The 24,925-nt window shown below is 39.3% G+C and carries 22 protein-coding genes; 6 read left to right on the top strand and 16 right to left on the bottom strand.

Annotation, left to right across the window (positions count from 1 at the left end; translation table 11 throughout):
• Window positions 1–114 precede the first annotated feature (114 nt).
• Together H9647_RS22570 and H9647_RS22565 are read right to left on the bottom strand one after the other, a co-directional pair.
• Window positions 115–1,347, bottom strand: a complete 1,233-nt coding sequence (locus H9647_RS22570; protein WP_191804301.1) for a LytTR family transcriptional regulator DNA-binding domain-containing protein — start codon at window positions 1,345–1,347, stop codon at window positions 115–117.
• A 358-nt stretch (window positions 1,348–1,705) separates the two neighbouring features.
• Window positions 1,706–2,026 carry a winged helix-turn-helix transcriptional regulator gene (locus H9647_RS22565; RefSeq protein ID WP_191804299.1) on the bottom strand — a complete coding sequence of 107 codons (321 nt, stop codon included), beginning with the start codon at window positions 2,024–2,026 and terminating at the stop codon, window positions 1,706–1,708.
• A gap of 676 nt (window positions 2,027–2,702) precedes the next feature.
• Between H9647_RS22565 and H9647_RS22560 the strand changes: the two genes are divergently transcribed.
• Window positions 2,703–3,968, top strand: coding sequence for an MFS transporter (locus H9647_RS22560; protein WP_191804296.1), 1,266 nt, complete (start codon window positions 2,703–2,705; stop codon window positions 3,966–3,968).
• Between the two features lie 69 nt (window positions 3,969–4,037).
• Here H9647_RS22560 and H9647_RS22555 read toward each other — a convergent pair whose 3' ends face one another.
• The 9 genes from H9647_RS22555 to H9647_RS22515 form a co-directional block, all read right to left on the bottom strand.
• On the bottom strand, window positions 4,038–5,261 hold the full coding sequence (locus H9647_RS22555; RefSeq protein WP_191804349.1) for an amidohydrolase: 1,224 nt from the start codon (window positions 5,259–5,261) through the stop codon (window positions 4,038–4,040).
• Window positions 5,262–5,441: 180 nt separating this feature from the next.
• A complete protein-coding gene (locus H9647_RS22550) occupies window positions 5,442–6,440 on the bottom strand; it encodes an SPFH domain-containing protein (RefSeq protein WP_191804294.1) in 999 nt (332 codons plus the stop codon).
• Window positions 6,441–6,459: 19 nt separating this feature from the next.
• Window positions 6,460–7,257, bottom strand: coding sequence for a TPM domain-containing protein (locus H9647_RS22545; RefSeq protein WP_191804292.1), 798 nt, complete (start codon window positions 7,255–7,257; stop codon window positions 6,460–6,462).
• Entirely contained in the window at window positions 7,254–8,285 is a 1,032-nt protein-coding gene (locus tag H9647_RS22540) for a TFIIB-type zinc ribbon-containing protein (RefSeq protein WP_191804290.1), read from the bottom strand. The genes H9647_RS22545 and H9647_RS22540 overlap by 4 nt, the downstream gene beginning before the upstream one ends.
• 28 nt (window positions 8,286–8,313) lie before the next feature.
• Window positions 8,314–9,003: a PspA/IM30 family protein gene (locus tag H9647_RS22535; RefSeq protein ID WP_191804347.1), complete on the bottom strand. Its 690-nt coding sequence runs from the start codon at window positions 9,001–9,003 to the stop codon at window positions 8,314–8,316.
• Between the two features lie 155 nt (window positions 9,004–9,158).
• A complete protein-coding gene (locus H9647_RS22530) occupies window positions 9,159–9,383 on the bottom strand; it encodes a DNA-binding protein (RefSeq protein WP_191804345.1) in 225 nt (74 codons plus the stop codon).
• Window positions 9,384–9,491: 108 nt separating this feature from the next.
• The gene (locus H9647_RS22525; RefSeq protein ID WP_191804288.1) at window positions 9,492–9,704 is read right to left on the bottom strand and encodes a cold-shock protein; all 213 of its coding nucleotides are present in this window, start codon (window positions 9,702–9,704) and stop codon (window positions 9,492–9,494) included.
• Window positions 9,705–9,785: 81 nt separating this feature from the next.
• On the bottom strand, window positions 9,786–9,986 hold the full coding sequence (locus H9647_RS22520) for a cold-shock protein (RefSeq protein ID WP_191804286.1): 201 nt from the start codon (window positions 9,984–9,986) through the stop codon (window positions 9,786–9,788).
• Window positions 9,987–10,294: 308 nt separating this feature from the next.
• Window positions 10,295–13,081, bottom strand: a complete 2,787-nt coding sequence (locus H9647_RS22515; RefSeq protein ID WP_191804285.1) for a glycoside hydrolase family 3 C-terminal domain-containing protein — start codon at window positions 13,079–13,081, stop codon at window positions 10,295–10,297.
• Window positions 13,082–13,703: 622 nt separating this feature from the next.
• On the opposite strand from H9647_RS22515, the gene H9647_RS22510 reads away from it, so the two are divergent.
• The 4 genes from H9647_RS22510 (at window position 13,704) to H9647_RS22495 (ending at window position 18,291) form a co-directional block, all read left to right on the top strand.
• Entirely contained in the window at window positions 13,704–14,879 is a 1,176-nt protein-coding gene (locus H9647_RS22510; protein ID WP_225229506.1) for a M20 metallopeptidase family protein, read from the top strand.
• Between the two features lie 35 nt (window positions 14,880–14,914).
• A complete protein-coding gene (locus H9647_RS22505; RefSeq protein ID WP_191804283.1) occupies window positions 14,915–16,186 on the top strand; it encodes an MFS transporter in 1,272 nt (423 codons plus the stop codon).
• A 172-nt stretch (window positions 16,187–16,358) separates the two neighbouring features.
• On the top strand, window positions 16,359–17,570 hold the full coding sequence (locus H9647_RS22500; protein WP_191804281.1) for an MFS transporter: 1,212 nt from the start codon (window positions 16,359–16,361) through the stop codon (window positions 17,568–17,570).
• A 121-nt stretch (window positions 17,571–17,691) separates the two neighbouring features.
• Window positions 17,692–18,291, top strand: a complete 600-nt coding sequence (locus H9647_RS22495) for a TetR/AcrR family transcriptional regulator (protein WP_191804279.1) — start codon at window positions 17,692–17,694, stop codon at window positions 18,289–18,291.
• A 184-nt stretch (window positions 18,292–18,475) separates the two neighbouring features.
• Here H9647_RS22495 and H9647_RS22490 read toward each other — a convergent pair whose 3' ends face one another.
• From H9647_RS22490 to H9647_RS22480, 3 genes are all read right to left on the bottom strand, one after another.
• Window positions 18,476–18,676, bottom strand: a complete 201-nt coding sequence (locus H9647_RS22490; RefSeq protein WP_160036793.1) for a cold-shock protein — start codon at window positions 18,674–18,676, stop codon at window positions 18,476–18,478.
• Window positions 18,677–18,960: 284 nt separating this feature from the next.
• Window positions 18,961–19,635 (bottom strand): YdeI/OmpD-associated family protein, encoded by a 675-nt coding sequence (locus H9647_RS22485; protein WP_191804277.1) that lies wholly within the window; start codon window positions 19,633–19,635, stop codon window positions 18,961–18,963.
• Window positions 19,636–19,874: 239 nt separating this feature from the next.
• Window positions 19,875–20,075, bottom strand: coding sequence for a cold-shock protein (locus H9647_RS22480; RefSeq protein ID WP_160036789.1), 201 nt, complete (start codon window positions 20,073–20,075; stop codon window positions 19,875–19,877).
• Between the two features lie 404 nt (window positions 20,076–20,479).
• Between H9647_RS22480 and H9647_RS22475 the strand changes: the two genes are divergently transcribed.
• A complete protein-coding gene (locus H9647_RS22475; RefSeq protein WP_191804275.1) occupies window positions 20,480–21,118 on the top strand; it encodes a nitroreductase family protein in 639 nt (212 codons plus the stop codon).
• 284 nt (window positions 21,119–21,402) lie between these two features.
• Here the strand turns inward: H9647_RS22475 and H9647_RS22470 are convergent, their stop codons facing one another.
• Together H9647_RS22470 and H9647_RS22465 are read right to left on the bottom strand one after the other, a co-directional pair.
• Window positions 21,403–21,603 (bottom strand): cold-shock protein, encoded by a 201-nt coding sequence (locus H9647_RS22470; RefSeq protein ID WP_160036789.1) that lies wholly within the window; start codon window positions 21,601–21,603, stop codon window positions 21,403–21,405.
• 1,001 nt (window positions 21,604–22,604) lie between these two features.
• Window positions 22,605–24,365 carry a hypothetical protein gene (locus H9647_RS22465; RefSeq protein WP_191804273.1) on the bottom strand — a complete coding sequence of 587 codons (1,761 nt, stop codon included), beginning with the start codon at window positions 24,363–24,365 and terminating at the stop codon, window positions 22,605–22,607.
• Window positions 24,366–24,925 lie beyond the last annotated feature (560 nt).

Here is a 24,925-nt window from a genome sequence, read left to right as displayed (position 1 = left end):
TGTTACGAAAAACCGCGCCACACCGCATTATATAAGGGATGAAAGGAGGATAAACGGAGCTAAAACCTGCATATAAGGACCTGAATGAAGCATCATTTTGAGCGAAGAATTGTCTTAGATGCCTAAAATCTGCTTTAACTCATCATATTTCCCTTTAGATAATGGAATTGAACTTTTCTCTGTATCCTCCAAAATAAGACTATAGCTGTTCCTGGTCCAAGTGATGACTTCTCTTACCTTCTGCAAATTAACGAGATAAGAACGATGACAGCGGAAGAAGCCATATGGTTTGAGTTTCTCTTCAAGAACGGTAAGAGAAAAAGAGCACGGGTATGTTCCTTGCAAAACATGGAGGTTTGCTACTCCCTCCTGACTTTCAATATAATCCACTTCTGTCGGATCAAATAGAATGAGCTTGTCTCCCACCTTAGCCGGAATTTTCTCCAAGCGAACGGGTTGAACAAAGACCTCAGACTTGTCTTCATCCCTTGCCGTTTTGTTCTTTATTTGTGCTGTATCTGATTCCTTCGTCATTACCTCGTTCTCTGTTATGTAGGGTAAAGTGTTTATATCTTCCTCAGAGTTATCAACTGATAGCTCTCGGTTCGCTTGGTCTGTGGGCAAACCATCCGTCCGATCCGTATCTCCGTCTGCTATCGTAGTAACATTAAGTCCGTCTTCAGGCGCTTCTGTCTCGGGAACTTCTGAAGAAGTGTCCAACTTTTTTAATCCAGAATGACTGTACAAATATACCTCACTTGTTACCGATATCGCCTGTTCGAGCACCATCGTTGTAATAAGTACGGACTTTCCTTCTTCAACCAATGAGGCGATTAAATTACGTAAGATATAACTGGTTTCTAAGTCCACATTTTGTTCCGGATCTTCTAGGAGCAACAACTTCGGTTCATGAACTAGTGCCTTGGCTATTAAAAGTCTTCTTTTCTCTGACAGTGATAACTTGCTAATCAACGTATTTTCCTTTTCAGAGAGCCCTAATCTTCTGAGCAACGTATAAAGGTCTGCCTTCACTTCATGAAGCATCGCGTAAAAACGTAGAAACTCCGCTACTTTGAGCCGCTCATATACGCCTTCGTTCAGGCGCTGAACTCCTACGCTTTTTCTTACTATCTCTTGCGAGGCCATGTTCACCTGTATTCCATCAAGAAAGATTTCACCATCAGATATAGATATTCGCCCCATAATCGACTCCAAAAGCTGGCTGCCCAGCTCATGATTACACTGAATAGCGACACACTGTCCTTGCTTAACCTCGAAATCAACATAGGGAATAAGCACATTGCTGCCCGCATTTTTTCGAACTTGCTTAACCTGTAGTAAACTCACAATGTATCTCCCCCTGCAATCTATGTAAAAGGATAATTGTTCTACACTTTTAGAGTTATTTTACTATAATTTGGTATTATTGTTATGGTTTTTAGCTATTTCCCGAGAAATAATGACATGTTCTGAGATTTGGACGATAATTATGTACTTCCTGATGTAGATTGTGTTGAGAAGCTTAATTAAAGATACAGAGGAATGTACGACGATGGAAAGAATAAGAAGTCTGGACGAAATACATCAAGCCTGAAAAATAGAACTAACCACAACCTCGAGCGGTTGTGGTTAGTTAGGATATCGCAAAAAAGATGTAGACTTCATTACAACAATCCACTTACGAGAGATCTCACGCATTCTAAGTTTACATCCATTTCTCAGCCCATTTTTCAAACACACGGAGTGTAACTCCGAGTTCGTTTCCTTTTCGGGTTAATGAATATTCCGTTCTTACAGGACGATCCGTTATCACGTTTCGAACCACAATGCCGTAATCTTCTAATTCTTTCATCCGCTCATTCAACATCCGCTTACTCAAATCAGGAATAGCACCTAAAATTTCACTAAATCTCTTGGGTTCTTTAGATAAGGTATGAATGATAATACCGATCCACTTCTTACCTAGAAAGTTATACCCCTCTTCGACTTTATTACATGCCTCCCGTGTATCGCTCTGCTCAGTCACAACCTACACCTCCGAATTATTTCGTCATTACTTTTATTTCCTTATGTTCAAATATATAACTAAGTAACATTAAATAACCTATTTATATTATTCTACCACAACTTTTTCAACTCTAAAATCTTGACAAATCTTGCGTTTTATTTAGGTTCACAATATTGACACAGATTTATCGAAGAGTTAATATGGTTATGTAAAGTAACTCGTATATAAAAAGTTACCTAAAATTCTAATCTTTCAAGAGGTGTAGCTATAGAAAAATATTGGTTTGTCTCATTAAGAAAGTACAGGGATCATAAAGATGGAAAAATTTTATTCCTTTGATCTGTTTTAAAATCGCTTACATTACCTTTTAAAAGAAGGAAATTACATCTGAAGAAACAACTAGAGAGAAAACAACGAATATCACTGATGGAGTGGGCAGTGTTGACCAGAACTGAAGAGCTATTTTTGTAAACAGTGCGCTATAGTAGTGACAAGCATTTTGCCCCACCGATGTGTACCAATGACGATCTTATACAACACAAAAACTTCTTGTTATTGTGAAAAAAGTCGCTGAACACGGAAAAGTATTACGCATTCTAATCATTATTTTTCGCACATCTAGAAATATATCTTTTCACAAAACTACACAAAATTTAGATTTATACATACCCTAAAAGGGAATTAAGGAGACATCATGAATAAGAATAAGAAAAAAATTCACTTTGCTTGGTGGATACTTGTTGGCGTATCAATTATGGTCGGATTAACAAGAGGTGGCCTCAATAGCTCAGGCGGACTGTTCCTAACTCCAGTTACTCAGGATTTAGGCATTCGTAAGGGGGACTTATCCATATACTTTAGTATTGCTTCTATTGTTACTATGATTTTCCTACCCATCGCTGGTAAGATGATGGCTAAGTACAATATCCGTGGTTTACTCATGGTTGCGGCCGTACTGCAAGCTGGTTCATTTGCTATGTTTGGATTCATGAGCTCGGTATGGGGTTGGTATTTGTTCTCTATTCCTATGGCTGTCGGAGCCGTTTTTCTTACACAGATGGCAGGTCCGGTACTGATCAACAATTGGTTTAAAAAGAATAAAGGTCTGATGATCGGTATTATGATGGCTGTATCCGGTGGTTTGGGCGCAGTACTTCAACCCATCGTTGGGACCTTGATTGCTAATGAGGGCTGGAGAAACGCATATATTATCATTGGTGCGGCAGTTATCATCATCGTCATTCCTGTTGTATTTTTCACACTTAGAATGTCTCCAAAAGAAAAAGGTCTGCAGCCTTATGGCGCAGATGAAGTTACTGAAGAAGATGAATCGAAAACACCTGTACTTGAAAAAGGGGTTACACTTGGAGTAGCGAAGAAATCGTCTGCACTCTATACATTAATTGCATTCTTCTTCTTTATTACTGCCATCGGATGTTTCGCCCAGCATGTTCCAACATTTGCAGAAGAGCAACTTGGTTATGATGGTATATTTGCAAGTAACGCAATGGCTGGATGGATGGTCGGTGCATTACTTGGTGCTTTAGCTTTCGGATTCTTATCTGATAAGATTGGTGCGAGAAACACAGCAATTTTCGCGATGGTATTAGGTCTGGTTCCTGTAACCATTCTATTAACATCAGCTGATAACTCGGTTATGTTCTCTATTGCAATGGTAATCTTCGGATTTGTTGTGGCAGCGATCGGGACACTTGGACCATTGCTGACATCAGCTCTATTCGGTAACAAAGAGTACAGTCAGATTTATGCAATCGTAGCTCTAGGACTCGCTGTAGCAGGAATTATTGCGTTGCCTGGATATGGATATATTTACGATGCAACCGGTTCTTACACTCCTGTGTTGATTGGCATTGCGTGTATGATGGTTATTAATATCGTACTGATTATCCTCGCGTTTAATGGAAAGAAAAAGCTTGAAAAAGCAGGTGCATTTAACTAATCCTTCGCTCGAATCAAGTAAAAGAGGTTTCCTAATAGGAAACCTCTTTTTGTTATCCACTGACTGCAATTATAATAATGCACCGCTCACAAGACGCCCCTTGTACCATACGGCTGCTCGTTCCGATCTTCGGGCAACTGCTTCAGCGGCGCAACTGGCATGCACCAACACAAAACTTGCCGTGTCTCCTACTTTAGGCCACACTTGTTCACCCTTGGAACTAAGCGGTGTTATCCCCCCTGTGATGAAACCAAGAGACTGAGATAAAGACAACTCATCATTACATCCATATAATTCTGCGTAACGCCCTACCTTTTCTAGCTGATCACCATTCCCAAAAGGGGACCAGTGATCTGTTAGACTGTCCGTTGACAGTTTAACGTTCACTCCCATCTTATGTAACATAGGAAGAGGCATAGTTGATCTTCCGATCGGTACGGTTGATGTGATCGACATGCCAAGCGAAGCCATTCGGGCTGCTAACTCTTCTGCTTCGTGCGCTTCAGCGCTGGCAAACCAGAAGGCATGACTCACAGTAACCTTCCCTTGTAATCCTGCTTCCTCTGTCAAATCAGCAAGTCTCGTTAATGTTTGCTTACCCGCTTCATTTCTATCATGCAGATGAATATCGATTCCCGCTTTCCCCGCTACAGCTATCTCTACCATTGTCTGCAGTGATTTCTCGATATCTCCATCAACCGTGTATGGATCTACCCCGCCTACATGAGTTGCGCCCTCAGCTATTGACTGCTTTACCAACTGTACAGAATCAGATCTAAGCAATCCATGCTGTGGAAAAGCTACAATCTCAGAGGAGATTCTTCCCGAAAATGTATCCAAAGCTTGTTTTGTTGCTTCTAACCTATGTAGTCCGCTCACCGGTTCAATATTACAATGGCTTCGAACATATGTAGAACCATATCCCTGTATAAGTTCCAAAATACGCTCTGCTTGTTGTCTTGCCGTCGGTAGGAGCTTCGGTAATAAACGCTTCTCTTCTTCAATCCTTTCGAAGATACTGGTTACCTTTCGTACCGCTTGCCAAGGACCATCATAATACGTTTTATCCAAATGAATATGCGCCTCTTCAAAAGAAGGAAGCATTAATAATTGTTTGCCATCGTATTTGGGAAGATGACTCACGATCTCGGTACCTGCCTCCACAACTTCAGCAATTACACTGTCTTCGATTCGAACGTGACAGATCTTTGTCTTCGTACCCACTACTTGTCCATCTTCCACGATATAGCCCTGTTCTAATCTTACATTGGTTAACCAATAAGAAGCATTCATCATATCATCACCCTCTTTTCCACCCATATGGTATCATAGCTGCTAATAAACGAAAAATATAAATAAAGTTCCCTTGCTACACTTTATTCATATATGAAGAGGCATATCTATATGGAAACTATACAAAAAAAAGACACCATTCAGGTGTCTTTTGGTAATTTCACATTAATACGTTATCTTTTACCCCAATTTTTGACCGCAGTTTGGACAAAAGTTGGCTCCTTCTGTTTTTGTACCACAGTTTGGGCAAAAGTTAGGTTTTTTCTGGCCTTCTTCTGCAGAAGAAGATGCCGAAGGTTTCGCATTTGAATTTTCAGAAGCAGCGGGTTTCTCGTTAGTTTCTATATTCTTCATCATCTGATTTGCTACATTCATTCCCATTTGTATACCAATCATATCGGCAGCCGTACTGCCGCCTTTGAGGTTGCCAGATGCAATTCCATCGGTGATACTGACCTGCTGATACTTTTGCAGATTACCAATCATTTCATGAGAGGCCGTCTTGGTAATCATGTCCTGAATCTCTTTTGGATAATTAAAACTCATCACCTGAAACCCGGTAATTGTCATCCCATTATTCATCACTTGCATATCCAAATCTTCCTGAATTCCACTTGCGATTTCAGATGCATTGGCCTGCAAGTTAAACATATCCTTACCTTCACGGCTAATCCATTTCATCAGCAGCTGATCCAGCACAGAAGTAATCCGAATCTTAACGTCCTCTACTAGATAACTGTTCTTCACCCCTGCGATTTTATCAATGAGAGTCACATAATCATTTACTTTGAAATTGAACGTACCGTTCGCACGGATCGGCATTCCGCCCGGTAACTGCGAGGTTGGAATTAGAATAGGGTTCTGCGTCCCCCATCTGACAGTGAACTCTTTTGTATTGACGAAGAGCACTTCCACTCTCATTCCACTGTTAAAGCCAAACTTAAACCCTTTCAGTGTAGACAGGAATGGAACAATGTCAGATTCAATGCTATACTCGCCTTCTTCTTCAAAAATCCCTTCAATTTTTCCGTTATGAATAAAGATCGCATCTTGCCCGGATCGGATAAGGAGCTTACTTCCTTTTTTAATCTCTCTATTGCTCCACTTCCAGAAAATCATATCATCTCTGAACTCTTCCCACTCGACTACGTTTGCAAACTGGTTTTTGAAAAAAGACATTTATTCTCATTCCTTCCGTTTAGAACGATCCTCTGCTTCCGCTATGCGAGTGGCCACCCTTGCTGATTCCTCCGCCACCTCCGCCACCAGGACCGCCGTTATTATTATTCCGTTCAATCTTGCGTTTGGTCACTGTTGTTCTCAGATACCGATCTTGACGATCCAGTATGCCTGATGTACTTGCATCTTCATATGTCTGCCGGTTCACCGTGATACGTCCGCCAGAGCGATAAGCCATCATCCCGACGACTAGAGCCCCGATCCCCAGAGAAACGGCCAGTTGAAACCAAATATTAAATAAAACTCCTGGGCGGTGTTCCATAAACTCGTGGACGGTTAGAATATAATTCTCAAATGCAAGTTCATAATTACCATAGCTTAGGTCAGAACGAATCTTGTTTCGTATTTGATCAAGCCTGCTGTCATTAAGATAATCCAGCCCTTTATAGAACCCTGCTAAGTACGTCTTTCTATTGTTCATATCCAGTGTCAAAATAACGGCATTCCCATGCGGCTGATCATATCCCGGAGCATGCTCATCATAGAAGTCTTCCGTCAAAATTCCAGCATCTATACCTTCTTCGTTTAATGTCGTATAGATGATAATATCCGTGTTCCGCTCGGCCCCATACTCATTGGCCATTGCATTCAAGCTGTCTACTTGCGCCTGAGTTAATAACCCTGCTTCATCGTAGATTAACTGTTTATCCGCAGCTGTAGAACTTGATTCGGCTGCTCCCGCCAGGTCATGAGGAACAAGAACGAAAATAAAGGAAAAAAGCAGGAGAATAGATAGGATGGCTTTCATCTTTTTCACCAAAATCCTCCTCCCATCATCCAGGAAATCAGTTTCAGCGATAGAAATGAAATGCCAGAGACTCCTGCAAACCAAGCACTTACTTTCCCTTTGCTAATCGGAGGTTTGCCCACCACTTTACCTGTCTGTCCGTTCATCGCAAACGTATGCTCGGCTTTTTTATAATCATATTGCACCATCCATACCGGAAGCAGGACATAATCGGCACGCGCTAAAGTTGTATCGATCTGCTTATCCGTGAAACTTACCGTGGCATAACCAGAAGCTGATGACTGAATGTAAGAATCGATATACTGACGAATCTTTTCCTTTGCTCGCGGCAGCAGCTCTGATTCATCATAGCTATATTTTTCGGCAATAAAGCCAGCAAGATAAGGGGATTTAAAGCTTTTCAGCTGTCCGTATGGGAAGGGTTCGAGCTTATCCATCAGTTCATCATTCATTTTCTCTGCCGCATCAATCGGTACATTATCATAATTGAGCCGGATTTTACGGTATACTTCAAAATGCATCGTTTCCGTGTAATGATAATCTCCTCTTGTGTAACTCCTCACTTTTGTACCCAGACCACGAACTTCAATGTGATTATGTAATCCATATAACCAGAACGGCACGTAGATTCCTGTAATCCCTTTAATTCGGTCCGCTGTCATAAAATCACTGGGCGTAAGCAGTCCATTTCTGCACCATTTTCGAAAAGCTTGCATTGCTTCTTCTTTGCTGATCGAAAATGGGATAATCTTGGCCGGGGCCAGCTCTCCCGTGAGCCGGTCGCCAAGCACAACAGAAGAACCGCAAAAACTGCATACCGTAGCTGTTGTTTCTGCCTCTGTCATGATGACCGCGCCGCAACTGGTACAGTGGTATTCATTCACTTCATTTTCAGTAAACACATTTCTGGTTAAAGGATCCGGGATTTCCTCAATATTATCGTCACGGCCACAACTCGGGCAATGCAGCATCCCTGACTCACTGTCAAAAACCATGCTGCTTCCGCAGTTCGGACATTTATATTCTATGACTGGCATATGTTCACCTCACTACCCACCCAAGAATTTATGACTTCTTGTTGTTGAGTTTTTCTTTAATCGCGGCAAGCTCCTCTTCTGCATTCCTATCCGAACTCTTATTGTTCTCCCTCTCCAACTGAGCAATAAGATCATCAAGATCGTCCTTCGGTTGCTCTCTGAGTTCAGTAATAGCCATGGCTTCATCATATGCTTTATTAACCTTTTCTTCGATTACATCGAACACAGAACCACTAACATCCTTATTTGAGCCCACCGCATTTATTTTCTGTTGGGCAGTCGTAGCAGCTATCTTCCCGCTTAATTCTGCACGGCGTTCTTCAAGAACATTAAGATCAGAGCTCAGTTTATCCTGCATTTGCTTCATATTTTTCTTGTTAGAAGAAGCACGTTCATAAATAGCTTCCAGTTCGCCTAATTTTTCTACCTGTGCTACCTTCCGGTCCAGAAACTGCAAAGCTTGCTCCTCATTTCCGGATTCCACTGCTTTCTCAGCATATCGCTGCAGTTTACTGACTTCTGCTTTGACCTCATCCAGCGCTCTCTTCGCTCTTCTTTCTTCCGCTGCTACCGAAGCCGTCTCTGATTTCACTTTACCTATGTCAATGTTCAGTTGCTTCATATAGTGATTCATCATTTTCTCTGGATCTTCTGCTTTGGTAACCAAGTCATGCATATTCGCTTTCATAATATCTCTGAATCTAGAAAGAATACCGATGGATATCTCCTCCTTTAGAAGAATCTTTACCTTATAATACATAAAAAATGATGCGTAGGTTTCAATCTAATGAATTGCCTAAGACACCCTTCTTATTTTTTACTTTCATCTTGATCTTTTACCCAATAAAAAAAACACCATATCGTTGGTGTTCATTACGTTTTAACTATTTTATCAATTTCTTCTTTTAGTAAAAGATATCGATGTACACTTCTATTAATCGGAACTTTGGTTAATTTATTCTTATCTACATATAATTTCATTTGGTCTTTGGATAAACCCAGTAGATTCCCCGCCTCTGATACGGTAAGTACCTCTTCGGTATTCGTTGCGTTAAATGTCTTCTTCACTTTTAAATTATAATCTTGAAACAACTGCATAGAATTCAACCCTTTCTTATTCGATTGACTCCGCAAATAAAAAAAAGAGCACCGAAGCAATAGAATCGGTGCCTTTATAGAGGAATAGAGAGTAAAACTCTTTATTCTTTACTTTTTATTCTGGTTAGGACTCGTGTTCGTCACTGTTGCAAGCATTTTCTCATCTTTTATCATGCTAGACTGACACTGAGGGCATACGGGAACTACGGAGAACACGAAGTTATCTCTCATCCATCCTTTGCATCCGTCGTTTGAACAAGACCATATTGCCGTTAACTCCATCGGTACATCTTCCATTGGTTTTCTTCGAGAATTGTACATTCGCATCCCTCTTTCTGTATCTGAATAGGCTATATAAATAAAAATGCCCCAAACGATACGTTTGAGGCATAAGACTCTTAATTAGAGTTTTACAACATTTTCAGCTTGTGCACCGCGTTGGCCTTGAACGATGTTGAATTCAACACGTTGTCCTTCGTCCAAAGATTTAAATCCGTCTCCAGTGATTGCGCTGAAGTGTACGAATACGTCGCTTCCGCCTTCAACCTCGATGAAGCCAAATCCTTTTTCTGCGTTAAACCATTTTACTGTTCCTGTTTCCATTGTTATTACCACCTAATTTTAAATTTACATGAAATTCTTACCTTAAAATAAAAATACACATAGGGTACAAGGTTATTATTAAAGAATAACCCTCTACGCTATGTGGATTCGTTAGGTCAATGCTTCAATAAACTTAGTATAGCATATCTCCGAACATTTAGCCACATATATTATAAATGTATAAAATGGAAATGAGGAAACCTATCCCCTTTCTTCATTTATATAGAAAAAAGTCTGTAGAGATCCTCTTTGTTCTAGGAGGACCATAACTACAGACTTTTTAGCAAAAAAGAAGTTTTTGTCGCTGATTATACCTGCTTAAATTCAATCCAATCGATATGCATACCAGGCTTAATATGTTCAAACTTCATTTCGTAAAGCCCTGCTTCCAGCTCTACTTTCGTTTGTTTCAGCTTGATCCATTTGCCTTCTGTACCGTTGGTCTGAATGGTCGTTACCACTTGATCATTCAGAATGAGGTTGCACGCACTTTGTGACAGCTCTCCATCTGGAGACATCAGGCCAGCAAACATACGATATACGCCTGACTCATTCACTTTTATAATTGTTGAGCCTGATGGAATCACTTTTACCTGCTCCTCATGCCCTACGATTTGCGCCTCTTCTGCTTGCAGGGTAGCATCTGCCTTACATGTCTCGATGTTCTCCTCCGTAACTTCATCTCTAGAGAATACAGGTGCTTGCATCAAAAATTCACAAATATTCATTGCATTCCGCTGTAACTCACCGCGGGTAAGGGTACCATTTTCAAGTGACTCTATCGTGTTGTCGCCCCAGACATTCGTTTCAGCTCCATAATTACTAACGACCATATATAGATCATTTTGAGCGCGAGCCATGTAATTCGTATATTTACGATCAGCCGGTCCACCGTTGATGACATCGTTCATCACAGCCCACCAGTCAGTCATCACAATCCCTTTAAACCCCCACTCACCGCGGAGAATCGACGTATTCAGATCGTAATTAGATGCAGCCCAATGTCCATTGATCGGATTGTACGAAGTCATAATGGAGTTTGCTCCACCTTCTTTTACTGCGATTTCGAATCCTTTTAGATAGATTTCTCGCAAAGCGCGCTCAGATACGACCGCATCCACTTTAGTACGGTATTGCTCTTGGTTGTTGCAGGCAAAGTGTTTCAGAGTTGCATGCGAACCACCCTTACGAATTCCGCGGGTACAAGCTGCTGCGAATAAGCCAGAGATCAGCGGATCTTCTGAGAAATATTCAAAGTTACGTCCATTTAGCGGACTACGGCGAATATTAAGTCCTGGTCCGAGCAAAGTATCAATATTGTTACGCGCCAGCTCTTCGCCTTCCAAAACATATAATTCTTCCACTAGTTCAATATCCCAAGTTGCCGCAAGCAATGTTCCGATCGCAACCTGTGTGGCCTGCTGACCACTGTCCATTCGGATCCCCGAAGGGCCGTCAGATGTACAGCCGACTGGAATACCATAGCTAAGAAGACTGTCGCTTACGCCGCCAAAAGCAGATGCTGTCCCCGGTGTAACAAGCGGGCTGCTCATGCCTTCACCTCTAATAATAGCTGCTAAATCTTGATCACTGAGTTGAGCAATAAAAGCATCCATGCTGACTTTCTGTTCATGTACATCACTCAGCTTGTAACCTTGATCTCCTGTTTGATCTAATGTTTGCGGTAAATTTGCCTCAATTCGATCTGCTAAAGAAATTTGGCGGGTAGGAACTTCAGCTTCTGCCAATTCATAAACCCCATCTTCTTTACGAACACCCGGCATCATTCTTTTGAATTTTTCTGTTGGCGCCATTGCTTCTTGCAGCTGTTCAACTACAGTAAGTTCCTCCATATGGTAACCATTCTGTCCATCCACCGATACTTTTTCTAACTGTTTTACACTTGTACCAACATAAAATAGATAGCTTCCTCCTTCTAAAACATAAGCAGATGTGCATCCCGTTACCCCGCTGTCATCATACGAAGCCATTGAATTCACAGAAAATTGCAGGGTCAAACGTTCGGATTCACCCGGCTGAATGATTTTTGTTTTTGCAAAGGCAGCAAGTGCTTTTGCCGGCTTCCCGAGCTTCCCTTGAGGTGCTTCATAGTAGACTTGTACCGTCTCTTTACCTGCATAAGTATCTCCGGTATTTGTGACAGTCACCTCAATCTCAATATACTTCGATCCGTCTTTTGTGATCTGCTTAGCTTCTTCAGGCTTTACCTGGAAAGTGGTATAAGACAGGCCATAACCAAATTCAAATTGAACCTTATCAGGACAGAATGTCTCAAAGTAACGGTAACCTACATAAATATCCTCTTCATAGAGGTTTTTAAATTCATTGCCGTAATTCTGTGTGGATGGATAATCTTCAATAGAGTAAGCAATCGTATCCGTCAACTTCCCGCTTGGTGTTACATCACCGACCAGTACGTCCGCAATTGCATTTCCGCCTTCCATTCCGCCCTGCCAAGCGTAAATCACACCTGATACTGGATACACAAAGCTCTCATCATTCAGCCAGCTCATATCAATAATATTGGATACGTTTAGTACCACAATCGTCTGCTCAAAATATTTCGTAACGATCTTTAGCATTGCTTTTTCATCATCAGTCAGCTGATAACTTCCTTGCTCATTAGCATTATCTTGATCTTCTCCAGCGGTACGACCAATGACGATGATCGCTTTCGCTGATTTCTGTCTTGCAGCAGCTACCAAGTCATCGGTTAAAAGCATTTCTTGTTGATGCCATGGCTCTGCAGCCCAGCCGCCTCCACCATTATCGAATGGATTCTCTTCAATCCATTTCTCATATACGGATGCCAGTTCTTCATTAACGCTAATTTGTGCTTTGGCCCGGAGTCCATCCAGCAGATTTGTCGTGTATACGACATTTACACTTCCGCCTGATCCTGTACCGCTTCGATAGTAATTAACCTGAGTGCGACCAAAAACGGAAACGTTTTCGGAAACCTGTATAGGAAGAACCATTCCTTCGTTTTTTAAGAGAACTGCACCTTCTGCCGCGACTTTTCTACTGAATTCTGCAAAGCCTTCTAATGGAACTCCAATAAGTTGTGAACTCAAATGATTTCCTCCTGATCTACCCTATTCTAGTAATAGGAATATGTAATGATGTTGATAAGACTAGAATGTTAAGTTGCATATTTCCTATTGTATGCGCTTGCATATTACTAAGAATGCGCCTACTGATTTCATAATAACAGATTTCCTAGAATTTAAAAACTTCTATTTTTTACAATTTGTTCTATTCGTTATGTTTTGATTCATGATACCGAAGGACAGAAATCGCTTTATCCATCAGTGATAAAGTTTACAACAATAAAAATTTAATTTATTTATAAACGCACGTTTTTGCGCCTAACCGTTTAAATAAAAACACACCTTGTAGTGAATATAACAAGCGTTTGTAACACATATAGGCATCTTATTTTTCACAACACGCTCTCCAAAACCTACTAGAAATCTCTTTTTTGCGTTCACAAATTAAACACTAGGAAACTATAGAAAGTTTTTTAGTTTCGTGATATTCTAGATTTATAGACAAGAACAGTCCTTTGTTGCTGGTACCCAAGAAAGAACGTTCACCCTTTATTTCTACTAAAGTCAGCTTTTCTATTTTCATATTTATTTTGATGTGTGAATTGTTTCACAATATTATCTTTCAATTAGAAGGGAGTTTTTTAATATGATGAACTGGTTTGATCAAATACCTGTAGAGAAAATTTCGGAATGGAGACAACATCTTCATCAACATCCTGAACTCTCATTCAAAGAATTTAAAACTTCTCAATATATTTATGATACGTTATCTACTTTTCCTAATCTTGAATTAACACGCCCTACCCCAACCAGTGTAGTTGCTACCTTAGTCGGCAGTGCGGGAGATGGAAAAACGATTGCACTTCGAGCAGATATGGATGCTTTGCCCATTCAAGAAGAAACCAATGTGGATTTCAAATCTGTTAATGACGGTGTAATGCACGCTTGCGGACATGACACTCATGTTGCGATGTTGCTCGGAGCAGCAAGTGTACTATCCGGTATGAAAGATAAACTAGCCGGAACCGTTAAATTTATTTTCCAACATGCAGAAGAACAAGTGCCTGGCGGTGCTCAAGAACTCGTTGATGCAGGTGTACTTAAGGACGTAGATCAAATCTTCGGCATTCACATTATCCCAAGATTAAAAACAGGCTCTCTTGGAATTGTAAAAACAGGTTATACCACTACTGCAGCTGATGGATTCTTCTTGAAAATCCAAGGCAAAGGATCTCACGCTTCTACACCAGAATTGTCGATTGACCCCATTGTAGTCGGCAGTCATATGGTTATGGCACTCCAAAGTATTGTATCTCGTAATGTTCCAGCGAGCGAAATGGCGATCTTAAGCATTGGTGAATTCCACAGCGGCCAAGCTCCTAATATTATTGCGGATACGGCTACATTAAGCTGTTCCATTCGTACGACAAATGAAGAAATTCGCAATTTAATGGAAAAACGGGTTAGAGAAATTATTGATTATGTAGCTGCTGCATACGGCGCTACGGTTGAACTTGATTATGTCCGTGGATATTCTGCCGTTTACAGCACACCTGAACTTGCTGAATTTGCATATCAATCTGCTACGAAAGTGCTTGGTGAAGATTTAGTCTATGAATCTCCTATGCTAATGGCAAGTGAGGATTTCTCTGCTTATACCAAAGTCGTTCCAGGCTGCTTCATGTTATTAGGCGCCGGCTTAGAAGAGGAAGGATGCGGTTATATGAACCACCATCCTAAATTCAGAGTAATGGAAGAAGCATTGGTTAACGGTACAAAAGTAGAAGTTCAATTAATCTTGGATTTATTGGGACAAGAATAGAGATTATTCATATCTAACTCGGGAAGGTGCAAATCATGGCTAAAAACAACAAAATGTTCTATGGCTGGTGGATCGTAATCACAGCCTTTATGTCAATGACATTCCTATTCACACCAATTGTTAACTTAATCTCATTTTTTACAGACCCTGTATCACAGGAGCTCGGTATTGAAAGATCTCAGTTCAGTCTATACTTTACCATCGTTACATTGGTTGGTTTAGTAGCAGCTCCGATCGCGGGGAAAATACTTAAAAAAGTGAATATTCGAGTTTTTATGACGGTATGTACCCTTCTAGGTGCACTATCATTTGTCGGATTTTCTTTTGCAAGTAACATCTATGTTTTCTATGCACTATCTGTTCTTCAAGGTATTTCACTCATTGCAGGATCCATTGTTCCCTCTTCCGTGCTCATTACGAACTGGTTTAATGAGAAACGTGGATTAGCACTAGGTATTGCCTTATCAGGTAGCGGCTTAGGTGGTATTATTCTGAGTCCCGTCGTAAGTTCCTTGATTAGTTCAGTGGGTTGGAGAACAACCTACCTGATCATAGGGATTATGATTGCTGTTACCATCGTTCCCCTGACTGCGTTTGTTGTCAGATTCCACCCGTCGGATATGGGTTTGACACCACTTGGTCAAGCGCCTACTAAAAATAAAAATCAAGTGTTAACGGGTATGAACCAAAAAGATGTATTAAGAACACCATCATTCTGGATCTTGTGCGCTGCTATTATAGTAACCGGTATCGTTGCGAATACCATGATTATCAACCTTGCTCCATTCTTGACAGATATCGGTGCTACTTCGTCAAGAGCTGCATTCCTATTATCTTTGGGATCAGCAATGGTCATTGTCGGCAAGCTGCTCGTCGGCAGAATGTTTGACAAGATGGGATTAACACTTATGATCTTCTTCTTAGGAATTTGTAACGTACTCAGCTTTGTATTCTTAAGACATGCAGATGGACAAATCGCAGGTATTCTCTATGCAACATTCACAGGATTTGGTGCAACTGCACTTACGATCGCTCCATCTTACATTACAGCTTACCTATTTGGTGAAAAAGATTTCAGTTCCATCTTTGGGACGGTTTCTATGTTCTCTTCCTTAGGAACTGCACTCAGTGCCGTATTTGGTGGAGTTGTGTATGGGATTAATAATTCTTATGGCTTAGTTTTAACTGTGCTCATTGTACTTTCTTGTGTAAGTGCCGCTTTGTACTTCCTTGCAGCTAAAACAAAACCTAAATATGAATCTGCATCTTTGCAACAATCAGAACAAGCAGTCGGAAGTAACGCTTAATCAAGGCTATACCTGACAAAACTAACCTTTTTCCTCCCTTTTTCAGATAATTGATAAGTATAAAAGCTAACTACAACGATTTCGCCAATATTCATTGGTTGTAGTTAGCTTTTTTAATAGGCTGATCTTATTAAAATGATCGATAAAGTTTACAGCATATGAGGTGCACACCGTGATACTGACAAAAGAACAATGGAAAATTGCGATAACTGTTTTAATTATGGGCAGTTTTATCTCTATGGATAAAAATATGATTTCGATGACTGTTTTGGCCTTGGGTGATCAATTCCACTGGTTGCCGAATCAAACGGGAATTATTCTTAGTGTCTACTATATCGGTTTTACGTTAATTACGATTCCTGGAGGATGGCTGGTGGACCGATTTGGTTATCGTAAATTTATTTTATCCTCATTGTTTGTCCTCATTCTGTTTACCATCTTCTTTAGTTTATCCAGCTCATTGATTGCACTGGCCCTGATGCGGATGGGTGTTGGTCTTGGGCATGCAAGTTATACAACCGGTACACCAAAAATTATAAGCACAAATTTTGACGGGGAGCATCATGCTTCTATTCAATCTAAAGCACTTGCCACAGCTGGAGTTGGCGGTGTCCTCGCATTTACTATTGGAACACAAATAATCAATAGTAATTGGCGAGTTGCTTACTGGTTAATCACTGTTTTTTATATTGCCTTGTGGTTGATGATGTTTATATTTGTGAAAGAAAAAGAGCAATCTCCGAAAAGAACAAAATCGAAGAAGTCTGTATCTCTTTTTGATGCATGGAAAGAAAAAAATGTACTCTATATTGCGCTTGGCATGTTATTTACGAACTTAGTAGCTACGGGAGTTATCTCCTGGCTGCCATCCGTCTTAAAAGCTAATTTTCATATGATGGACAACACAAAAATTGGATATCTGCTAACGAGTAATTCTATACTTATGGCAGTTGCTACGATGGCGGCTGGCATCTTGATCAACAAATATTTTAAACAGAAGGAGAAAACATTCATTACTCTCTCTTCTCTGGCTGCTGCAGCTTGTCTAATCGGGTTTATCTATTCGACTCATTTTGTCATCACTGTTCTACTCTTGTATGCCATTTCTATCTTACTTATGTTTGCCTTCACGGCCTACATGGTGTTACCGTATCGCTTAGTATCCAATCAGATCATCGGTTCCTCTTTCTCTGTCATCAATATTGGGGCATTTATGGGAGGAATTATTGCCCCTATCATCATTGGCAATCTTGTGACTGAATCAGGTGGCTCTTTTGTAACTGCATATATCGTAATGAGCATTTGCTTGGTCGCTGCAAGTATTGTGCCATTTTGCATAAACCTGAAACAAACTGTTAATTCTTTAGCAGAGCCATATAAATAAGCAGGTTCTAAAATTAGTTCGTTTTTTTATCATTTTTACTGGAGACTATAATCTGTATAATAAGGTATCTCGGTATTTATATTTTCCATGAATATATAAACTTCACAGAGGAGGTGCTGATATGAATACTGAACAACGGATTATCGAAGAAGGAAAAAAGTTAATCGACGAGTATGGATTCCGTAAATTCACGATGCACGAACTGGCAGATAATTTGCGAATCAGCAAGAAAACAATCTATCTCCATTTTAAAGACAAAAATCATTTGATCAGCTCGATCTGTGATTCGTTTATCGCTAATGACCGAGAGGAACTGAACCGAATCATTCATGAGAAACATGATTATGTCGAAAAACTGCGCGCTGTTTTTTATCTATACAACATCCAGACGCTCCGTAAGAGACATCTTAATGAACTGAAGAAGTATTTTCCGGAGGATTGGGAGAAATTTAGAGCGTTTAGTGAAAATCGAAGAGAATGTGTTCGAGAAATCTATCGAGAGGGAGTTGAAAAAGGGGTCTTTATCCCTCAATGCCCAACTATTCCGAATACACCTACACCAGTGGGTAAAGATCAAACCGTAGAATTATTAATCTTTATTTTGTCTTCGGTTATTAATCATGCCTTTGAATCCGAAATGACAGATTATGATTTTGATGTGAACACGATGCTCATTTATTCTTACGAAATGTTAATTCAGCTGTTCCTTGTTAAGGAATAACATACAATGACATGTGTGGAACTTTTGAGGCTTCATAATGTATTGTTCCTTAGAAGAACGTATAAACAACAAATAGAGCCAAAGCCATTATATAATATGGCTTTGGCTCTATTTGTGTCCGAATAAAAGATTAGAAATAAAAAAAGCCCCAAACCTAAAGTTTGGGACTTTTGAAAACTGAATACTACAGTTTTACAACATTCTCAGCTTGTGGACCACGTTGTCCTTGTGTGATGTTGAATTCAACACGTTGACCTTCGTCCAAAGATTTGAATCCGTCTCCAGTGATTGCGCTGAAGTGAACGAATACGTCGCTTCCGCCTTCAACCTCGATAAAGCCAAATCCTTTTTCTGCGTTAAACCATTTTACTGTTCCTGTTTCCATTGTTATTACCACCTAATTTTTAAATTTACATGAAATTCTTACCTTTAATAAAAATACACATAGGGGACAAGGTTATTATTTTTTTAAAGAATAACCCTCTACGCTATGCGAATTTTCTTAGGTCAAATACTTCAATAAACTTATTATAGCACATCTGAGGACATTTAGCTACTCATTTATACAGGTATAATGTGGAATAAATTAGATAGGTGCTATTCCTTCTCATTGGACAAGCGATGCCCCCCATTTAGATGAGTGTACCACCGCTTATTTTATACGACTTTCTAAGATTGGTCTCGGCGATATAGTTCACGACTTTTATACCCCTTACGAAGGATCATTTTCATCTCTTCACGTCGTTTTTCTATCGTTTCCTCTTGTTTTGCACTGTAGACATAACGTGCCCAGTCTTTGCGATAGCCAGGGGTTAATGATTGGTAGAAGACAAGTAAATCCGGCGTATCTAAGAGATCCTGTTCGACACTTGGTATGTATGAAATATAATCATCTACATACCCGCTTGGTTTAGAGGAAGCTTTCTGCTTGTTCTTCGCGTCTTCTTTAAGTCCAACTACGGTAAAGATGGAGTCCAATCCCACCATTCGCGCAAATTTGATATTACTTGTCCCTACATATCCATTCTCATCACTGCCAAGCCCTTCTAACAATTCATCACGGTGAATAAATGTGGGATAGACTTTGTTTCCCTTTTTAGGATACGCTGCAAAGAGATATCCGCCTGTCTGAAGATACTGATTCGCAATCACACGATCTACCAGGGCTTTTAATGAATCCATATCCAGCACAAAAGCAAAAATAAGATCATATGCATGATGATCTCTAAGCTCTGTATCATAACCTGTTAATTCAGCTAAGTAATCAGAGCCTTCTGGGGCATTCAAAACAGCCACTTCATTGTATTTATGTAAATTTAATTTTTCTACGATGGATTTAGCCATTTATATTTGATAACTCCTCCATTTATCATGATGCCTGTATTTGAGCATAGACCACTTTATCGACAAACATTCTCTCAAAAGTGTTCGCATATGTTCTAACTACTATTCATGTACTATCAAAAAGCGATAAGATTAGGCCATAGTTTCGCTGATCCACCTCGTCTATATAGACTTAAATAAATTTAATACAAATAAAAAAAAGCCCTAAACATAATGTTTAGGGCTTTTTAAAGCTGATATTATAGTTTTACAACATTTTCAGCTTGTGCGCCACGTTGGCCTTGAACAATGTTGAATTCAACACGTTGTCCTTCGTCCAAAGATTTGAATCCGTCTCCAGTGATAGCGCTGAAATGTACGAATACATCGTCTCCGCCTTCAACTTCGATAAAGCCAAATCCTTTTTCTGCGTTAAACCATTTTACTGTTCCTGTTTCCATTGTTATTACCACCTAATTTTTAAATTTACATGAAATTCTTACCTTAATAAAAATACACATAGGGGACAAGGTTATTATTTTTAAAGAATAACCCTCTACGCTATGTGAATTCGCTAGGTCAATACTTCAATAAACTTATTATAGCACAGCTCCAACTAAAAAGCTACTCCTTTTATGTATTTATATATTTTCTCGTCTTAAAAACCGTGCCGTTCAGTAAAATTGATCTTATGCTTATCTTCATTATTGAGGAGAACCCTTTATTTTCAGAGCCTTTTTTCGTGATGTCATTTTATGTATTTGCAAAAACGGTTTGAGTGTTATATATTGTTGATACATCAAACATTGATGGGTCAAATATTGACGGATCAACTAAATGAACATACCGAAAGAAGGAATATACTATGCATAACATTCAGAAAACAAACGATTTTAATGAAATTACACTGGGACGCCGTTCCATTAAAACTTATGACCCTACCGTAAAAATTAGCCGTGAGGAAATGTCAGAAATAATAGCAAAAGCCACACGCGCTCCTTCATCCGTCAATTTGCAACCATGGCGTTTTGTAGTTATCGATAGCGAAGAAGGAAAAGAAACACTTAGCCACCTTGCGAAATTCAACAAAGATAAAGTCATGAGTTCTTCAGCGGTAATCGCTGTTTTTGCTGATATGGATAACTTTGATTATATCGAAGAAATTTACGAAAAAGCGGTTGAGTTAGGATATATGCCTAATGAAGTGAAAGAGGGTCAGATGAGCGCAATCAAGCAATTTTATGATGTTATGCCTGAAACAACACTAAGAGAAACCAATGTATTAGATGCTGGTCTTGTCTCCATGCAGCTTATGCTTGTTGCACGTGCACACGGTTACGACACCAATGCTATTGGTGGTTATGAGAAGGATCAAATCGCTGAAGTGTATGGCCTTGATAAAGATCGTTATGTACCGATTATGCTCATTACCATCGGCAAAGCAGCCAGCGAAGGATTCGAATCCTACCGCCTGCCTGTGGAGACGGTAACCACTTGGAGATAATCTAACCTATAGCTTAGAACTATAAGTTGGAGAATGAGAACAGTAATAACCGATGACAATAAACCCAGACTTTAAGGCTCTTCTATCTGAATCTTCATTAATTCAGTAGAGAGTTTGTAAAAAGCTGTTCTTTATATAAAGCCTCGTTCCTTGTTTACTCAGGGAACGGGGTTTTTGTGAAGAAATCTAGGTTACATAGATCCCTTCCACACCTTTACCGTTGAATGTAATTTCAAATAAAAAAAAGCCCTAAACATAATGTTTAGGGCTTTTTAAAGCTGATATTATAGTTTTACAACATTTTCAGCTTGTGCGCCACGTTGGCCTTGAACAATGTTGAATTCAACACGTTGTCCTTCGTCCAAAGATTTGAATCCGTCTCCAGTGATAGCGCTGAAATGTACGAATACATCGTCTCCGCCTTCAACTTCGATAAAGCCAAATCCTTTTTCTGCGTTAAACCATTTTACTGTTCCTGTTTCCATTGTTATTACCACCTAATTTTTAAATTTACATGAAATTCTTACCTTAAATAAAAATACACATAGGGGACAAGGTTATTATTTTAGAAGAATAACCCTCTACGCTATGCGAATTTTTCAGGTCAACAATTCAATAAACTTAGTATAGCATAGATCCAATTAAAAAGCTACTTTTATTTAAAAAAATATGCCAATCCAATATCTCAGTTTATGAGCTACTCACATATCACTATAGTCAAAAGAAGTAATATAGAACTCCTTTAACAACTAAGGTTTTTCCTAGGCTCCATCGCACAGGAACTGGTTCATCATCACACTACAACTAGCGGGGAGTTGAAACGAGTTCAATACTCAGATTGTTGTAATTATGTCTGAGTAGCAATATCTTCAGCATCGAGTAGCAGTTTCTGAGAAAAATGGACGAAAGGAAACGGTAATGAGATTAAGAAACATTTTTATGAAACCTGGTCTGCCGAGCAAATTTCCATGCGGTAGCGTATAAAAATCTGCTCAGAATGGTTATCCATTTACCAGTGGCTTTATGCAGGTCACCCATACTACATTGCATAAACTCATACAAAAATCAAAAAATAAGGATTGTGCAGAAAAAAATATCTAATCGTACAGGACTATCATAAAGATGTATTATTCAACTGCACGGCATCCCAAAAGCATCTCTCGAACAGCGTAAAAATTTGTTAGCTACAATGAACATAAAGAGATCTATGGATTATGAGTCTATTTTTCCGATCCTTATTCTCCATGGCAGCATGATTCCAATGAGAAGTGATGGAAGAAGAACTAGGAAATGCTCTCCATCTCATTAACAATTAACAATAAACCAACAGAAATTTTTAGGATGGAGAACTGCCCATAATCTTTTGAAAAAATGTCGCACTTGAATTAACAATCGGCCAGAATAACAAGCTGTGCTTATAACTTTTATACTTACAGTAATATTTCACTAACTATAATTGCTACTACTTCATCCTTTAATATTTAACTTAGTCGCTGGTTAAATACCGCTTTTCTATCCAAGAACCTGGGCTTCCTGTTGCAATACATTCCCATTCTTCTAAAATGTATTTTTTCCCTGGTTCACCAAGCTGATACTTCTCAATATTAACAATACGATCTCCCTTTTTCCATATCCCGTAAACTGGAATCGCTGTACCATACGCAATAACATTTTCCCCCTCTAACTTAACTTTTATATACGCTGAATTAAAAGGTTCAGCAGACCCCTTCTTCCTCATTATCCAACGCTCTCCAGTTGAAATGAAGTATCCATAATCGTAGATATTAACCCCGTTTCCAATAGGTATAGACACATAATGTGAATATTCTCCAGAAACCTTACCACGATATAAACAAATTTTGGAGAGCTGCATTTCAGGTTTATATGAAATGTTGAGGTAAGGGACTTGATTCAACACATCGGTCACATCAGTGCGTTGTTCCCCTCCGCCCCATTTCCCTATCAGCCTATCTGTAGACCCAAAATAATAAATAATCTGATAATAATATGTCCCTACTTCCTCGTCAAAAGTAGAATGATTTGGTAGTGAGATACCGAACAAAATAAAATTGCTTAAAAAACTTGTTTCATTAATACTAGTGAATATTTTATTGTCTGAAACATAACTAGCCTTGGAATACAACTGACCTGCATTCTCCCAATCTCTGAACAATGTGGTCCCATCTAATGAGATTTTAACCGCTGTAGACATGCCAAATGATGGATCACTTTCGAACATCGAACGTCTGAAGAAGTTTGTGATTTTCACATTGACATTTTTGAAGTAAGCATCAAAATAATCTGTATCCGTGTAGTTCTTCGCGAGATTGCCTTTATCCTTATGATGAACTATTGTATAATTTTCGATGACACAAGGCATAGAGGGCTTATCGTTTGCTGCGCTGATGATAGATATTGGAATCGGCTGATACTCCTTATGGTAGCAATGATACCCATCTCGAAGAGATACTTGACTAGATATTATTGTTATTTTACCGTGCTCACAGTGATTATTCTCGATTGAAACAGCAGATGACTTATATATTTTGATATCCCCATTGATACAATTAGCAATCTTGCCACCATTGCAAAACTCAAGGTTAAGGAAATTATAGTTGCTATCCCCAGATCCTGAAGTGTGACATCGGTCGATAAACAATCCATCACCGTTATACTTAATCTCGACTAAAGCTTCGGTTCCAAGACAATTTATAAAGTATAAAGTTTCGATGTGCATCATATCGGTATAATCAAAATCCTCAGTTCCTTCTTTTAATAAACCTTTGTAGAAAGACTTGAAAGTAATATTTCTAAAGCTAGTTTTTCCTCTAGTATAAAACCCTTTCACGTTAGGAATAAGAAACGGGTTCTCAAACTTTAAGTTCCTTATTGTAGAGACAACTTCTCCCCCCCATTTTTCAATGGTTTTGTTCGATAATCTTGAATTAACATAAAACAAGTATGATCCTGTAAAGGTCCCACCGTCTATTGGGATGATCTTTGCTAGATTACCCTCAATACTTACATTATGAGGAATCGTAATTGTATCCTTTATACCATATGTTTTCGAACCGTTTAATATAATAGTTCCAGCCTTTCCCCCTAGTTGTTCTATAGCCTTCTTGAATGCTTGTGAATCGTCCGAACCATTTCCTAAAGCACCAAATTGCGAAATAAAAATTCCGACGTCAGTCAATTCTTCCTTTAACTTACCGTTTCTCTCTATAGCTAATTTTCCGTAATCCATTTTAAGCCACCGTCCTCTACTTAATTAGTAATGACATCGGTCGTGCACATAACAAATAATTCATTGATAATACAACTTATTGAATTTCCAATGAACCATTTCCGTAGTTAGGTCTGATTCAGTCTTATCGTAAACTTGTTTGTCAATTTATTAACTCGTCAGTTAAGTTGTATTCGTCGAGCAAGTTACTTGATGTACAGCATAATATGAGCTTGTCATACCATGTGTGACTAATTTTCTATAGTTCCACCACTTTCCTAGACTATCAAAAATTCTGAACAATCAACCTACCCTGGCTGATGCGTATACTCTTGCGCCTGTTACTAATTCTTTGAAATAAGCTCTACTCATGAAGCTATCTACTCGGTTTAGCTTTTGATTTTTAGTCAATCTTTTATCTTTATACCAAACATGATCTTTATAAGTTCCACTTTTTGTTAGATGATTCATGAATATTTCGGGATCAATTATCTGCTTTATAAATTTGCAAAAAAGAACACATACCCATCAATGATCATAGGCAGGAGATAGAGCATGTAAGAGACACACTGTTCAATCCA

The organism is Paenibacillus gallinarum (assembly GCF_014836635.1).
GTDB classification, from domain to species: Bacteria; Bacillota; Bacilli; order Paenibacillales; family Paenibacillaceae; genus Paenibacillus; species Paenibacillus gallinarum.
Note: the sequence above shows the minus strand (reverse complement) of the source record. Positions and strands in the feature narration are given on the sequence as shown.

Coding starts and splice junctions, on each gene's coding strand:
- H9647_RS22560 (WP_191804296.1), top strand. CDS start 2,703: ATGAATAAGAATAAGAAAAAAATTCACTTTGCTTGGTGGATACTTGTT.
- H9647_RS22465 (WP_191804273.1), bottom strand. CDS start 24,365: ATGGATTACGGAAAATTAGCTATAGAGAGAAACGGTAAGTTAAAGGAA.
- H9647_RS22505 (WP_191804283.1), top strand. CDS start 14,915: ATGGCTAAAAACAACAAAATGTTCTATGGCTGGTGGATCGTAATCACA.
- H9647_RS22470 (WP_160036789.1), bottom strand. CDS start 21,603: ATGGAAACAGGAACAGTAAAATGGTTTAACGCAGAAAAAGGATTTGGC.
- H9647_RS22540 (WP_191804290.1), bottom strand. CDS start 8,285: ATGCCAGTCATAGAATATAAATGTCCGAACTGCGGAAGCAGCATGGTT.
- H9647_RS22485 (WP_191804277.1), bottom strand. CDS start 19,635: ATGGCTAAATCCATCGTAGAAAAATTAAATTTACATAAATACAATGAA.
- H9647_RS22475 (WP_191804275.1), top strand. CDS start 20,480: ATGCATAACATTCAGAAAACAAACGATTTTAATGAAATTACACTGGGA.
- H9647_RS22525 (WP_191804288.1), bottom strand. CDS start 9,704: ATGTACAATTCTCGAAGAAAACCAATGGAAGATGTACCGATGGAGTTA.
- H9647_RS22550 (WP_191804294.1), bottom strand. CDS start 6,440: ATGTCTTTTTTCAAAAACCAGTTTGCAAACGTAGTCGAGTGGGAAGAG.
- H9647_RS22480 (WP_160036789.1), bottom strand. CDS start 20,075: ATGGAAACAGGAACAGTAAAATGGTTTAACGCAGAAAAAGGATTTGGC.
- H9647_RS22510 (WP_225229506.1), top strand. CDS start 13,704: ATGATGAACTGGTTTGATCAAATACCTGTAGAGAAAATTTCGGAATGG.
- H9647_RS22490 (WP_160036793.1), bottom strand. CDS start 18,676: ATGGAAACAGGAACAGTAAAATGGTTTAACGCAGAAAAAGGATTTGGC.
- H9647_RS22520 (WP_191804286.1), bottom strand. CDS start 9,986: ATGGAAACAGGAACAGTAAAATGGTTTAACGCAGAAAAAGGATTTGGC.
- H9647_RS22530 (WP_191804345.1), bottom strand. CDS start 9,383: ATGCAGTTGTTTCAAGATTATAATTTAAAAGTGAAGAAGACATTTAAC.
- H9647_RS22495 (WP_191804279.1), top strand. CDS start 17,692: ATGAATACTGAACAACGGATTATCGAAGAAGGAAAAAAGTTAATCGAC.
- H9647_RS22555 (WP_191804349.1), bottom strand. CDS start 5,261: ATGAATGCTTCTTATTGGTTAACCAATGTAAGATTAGAACAGGGCTAT.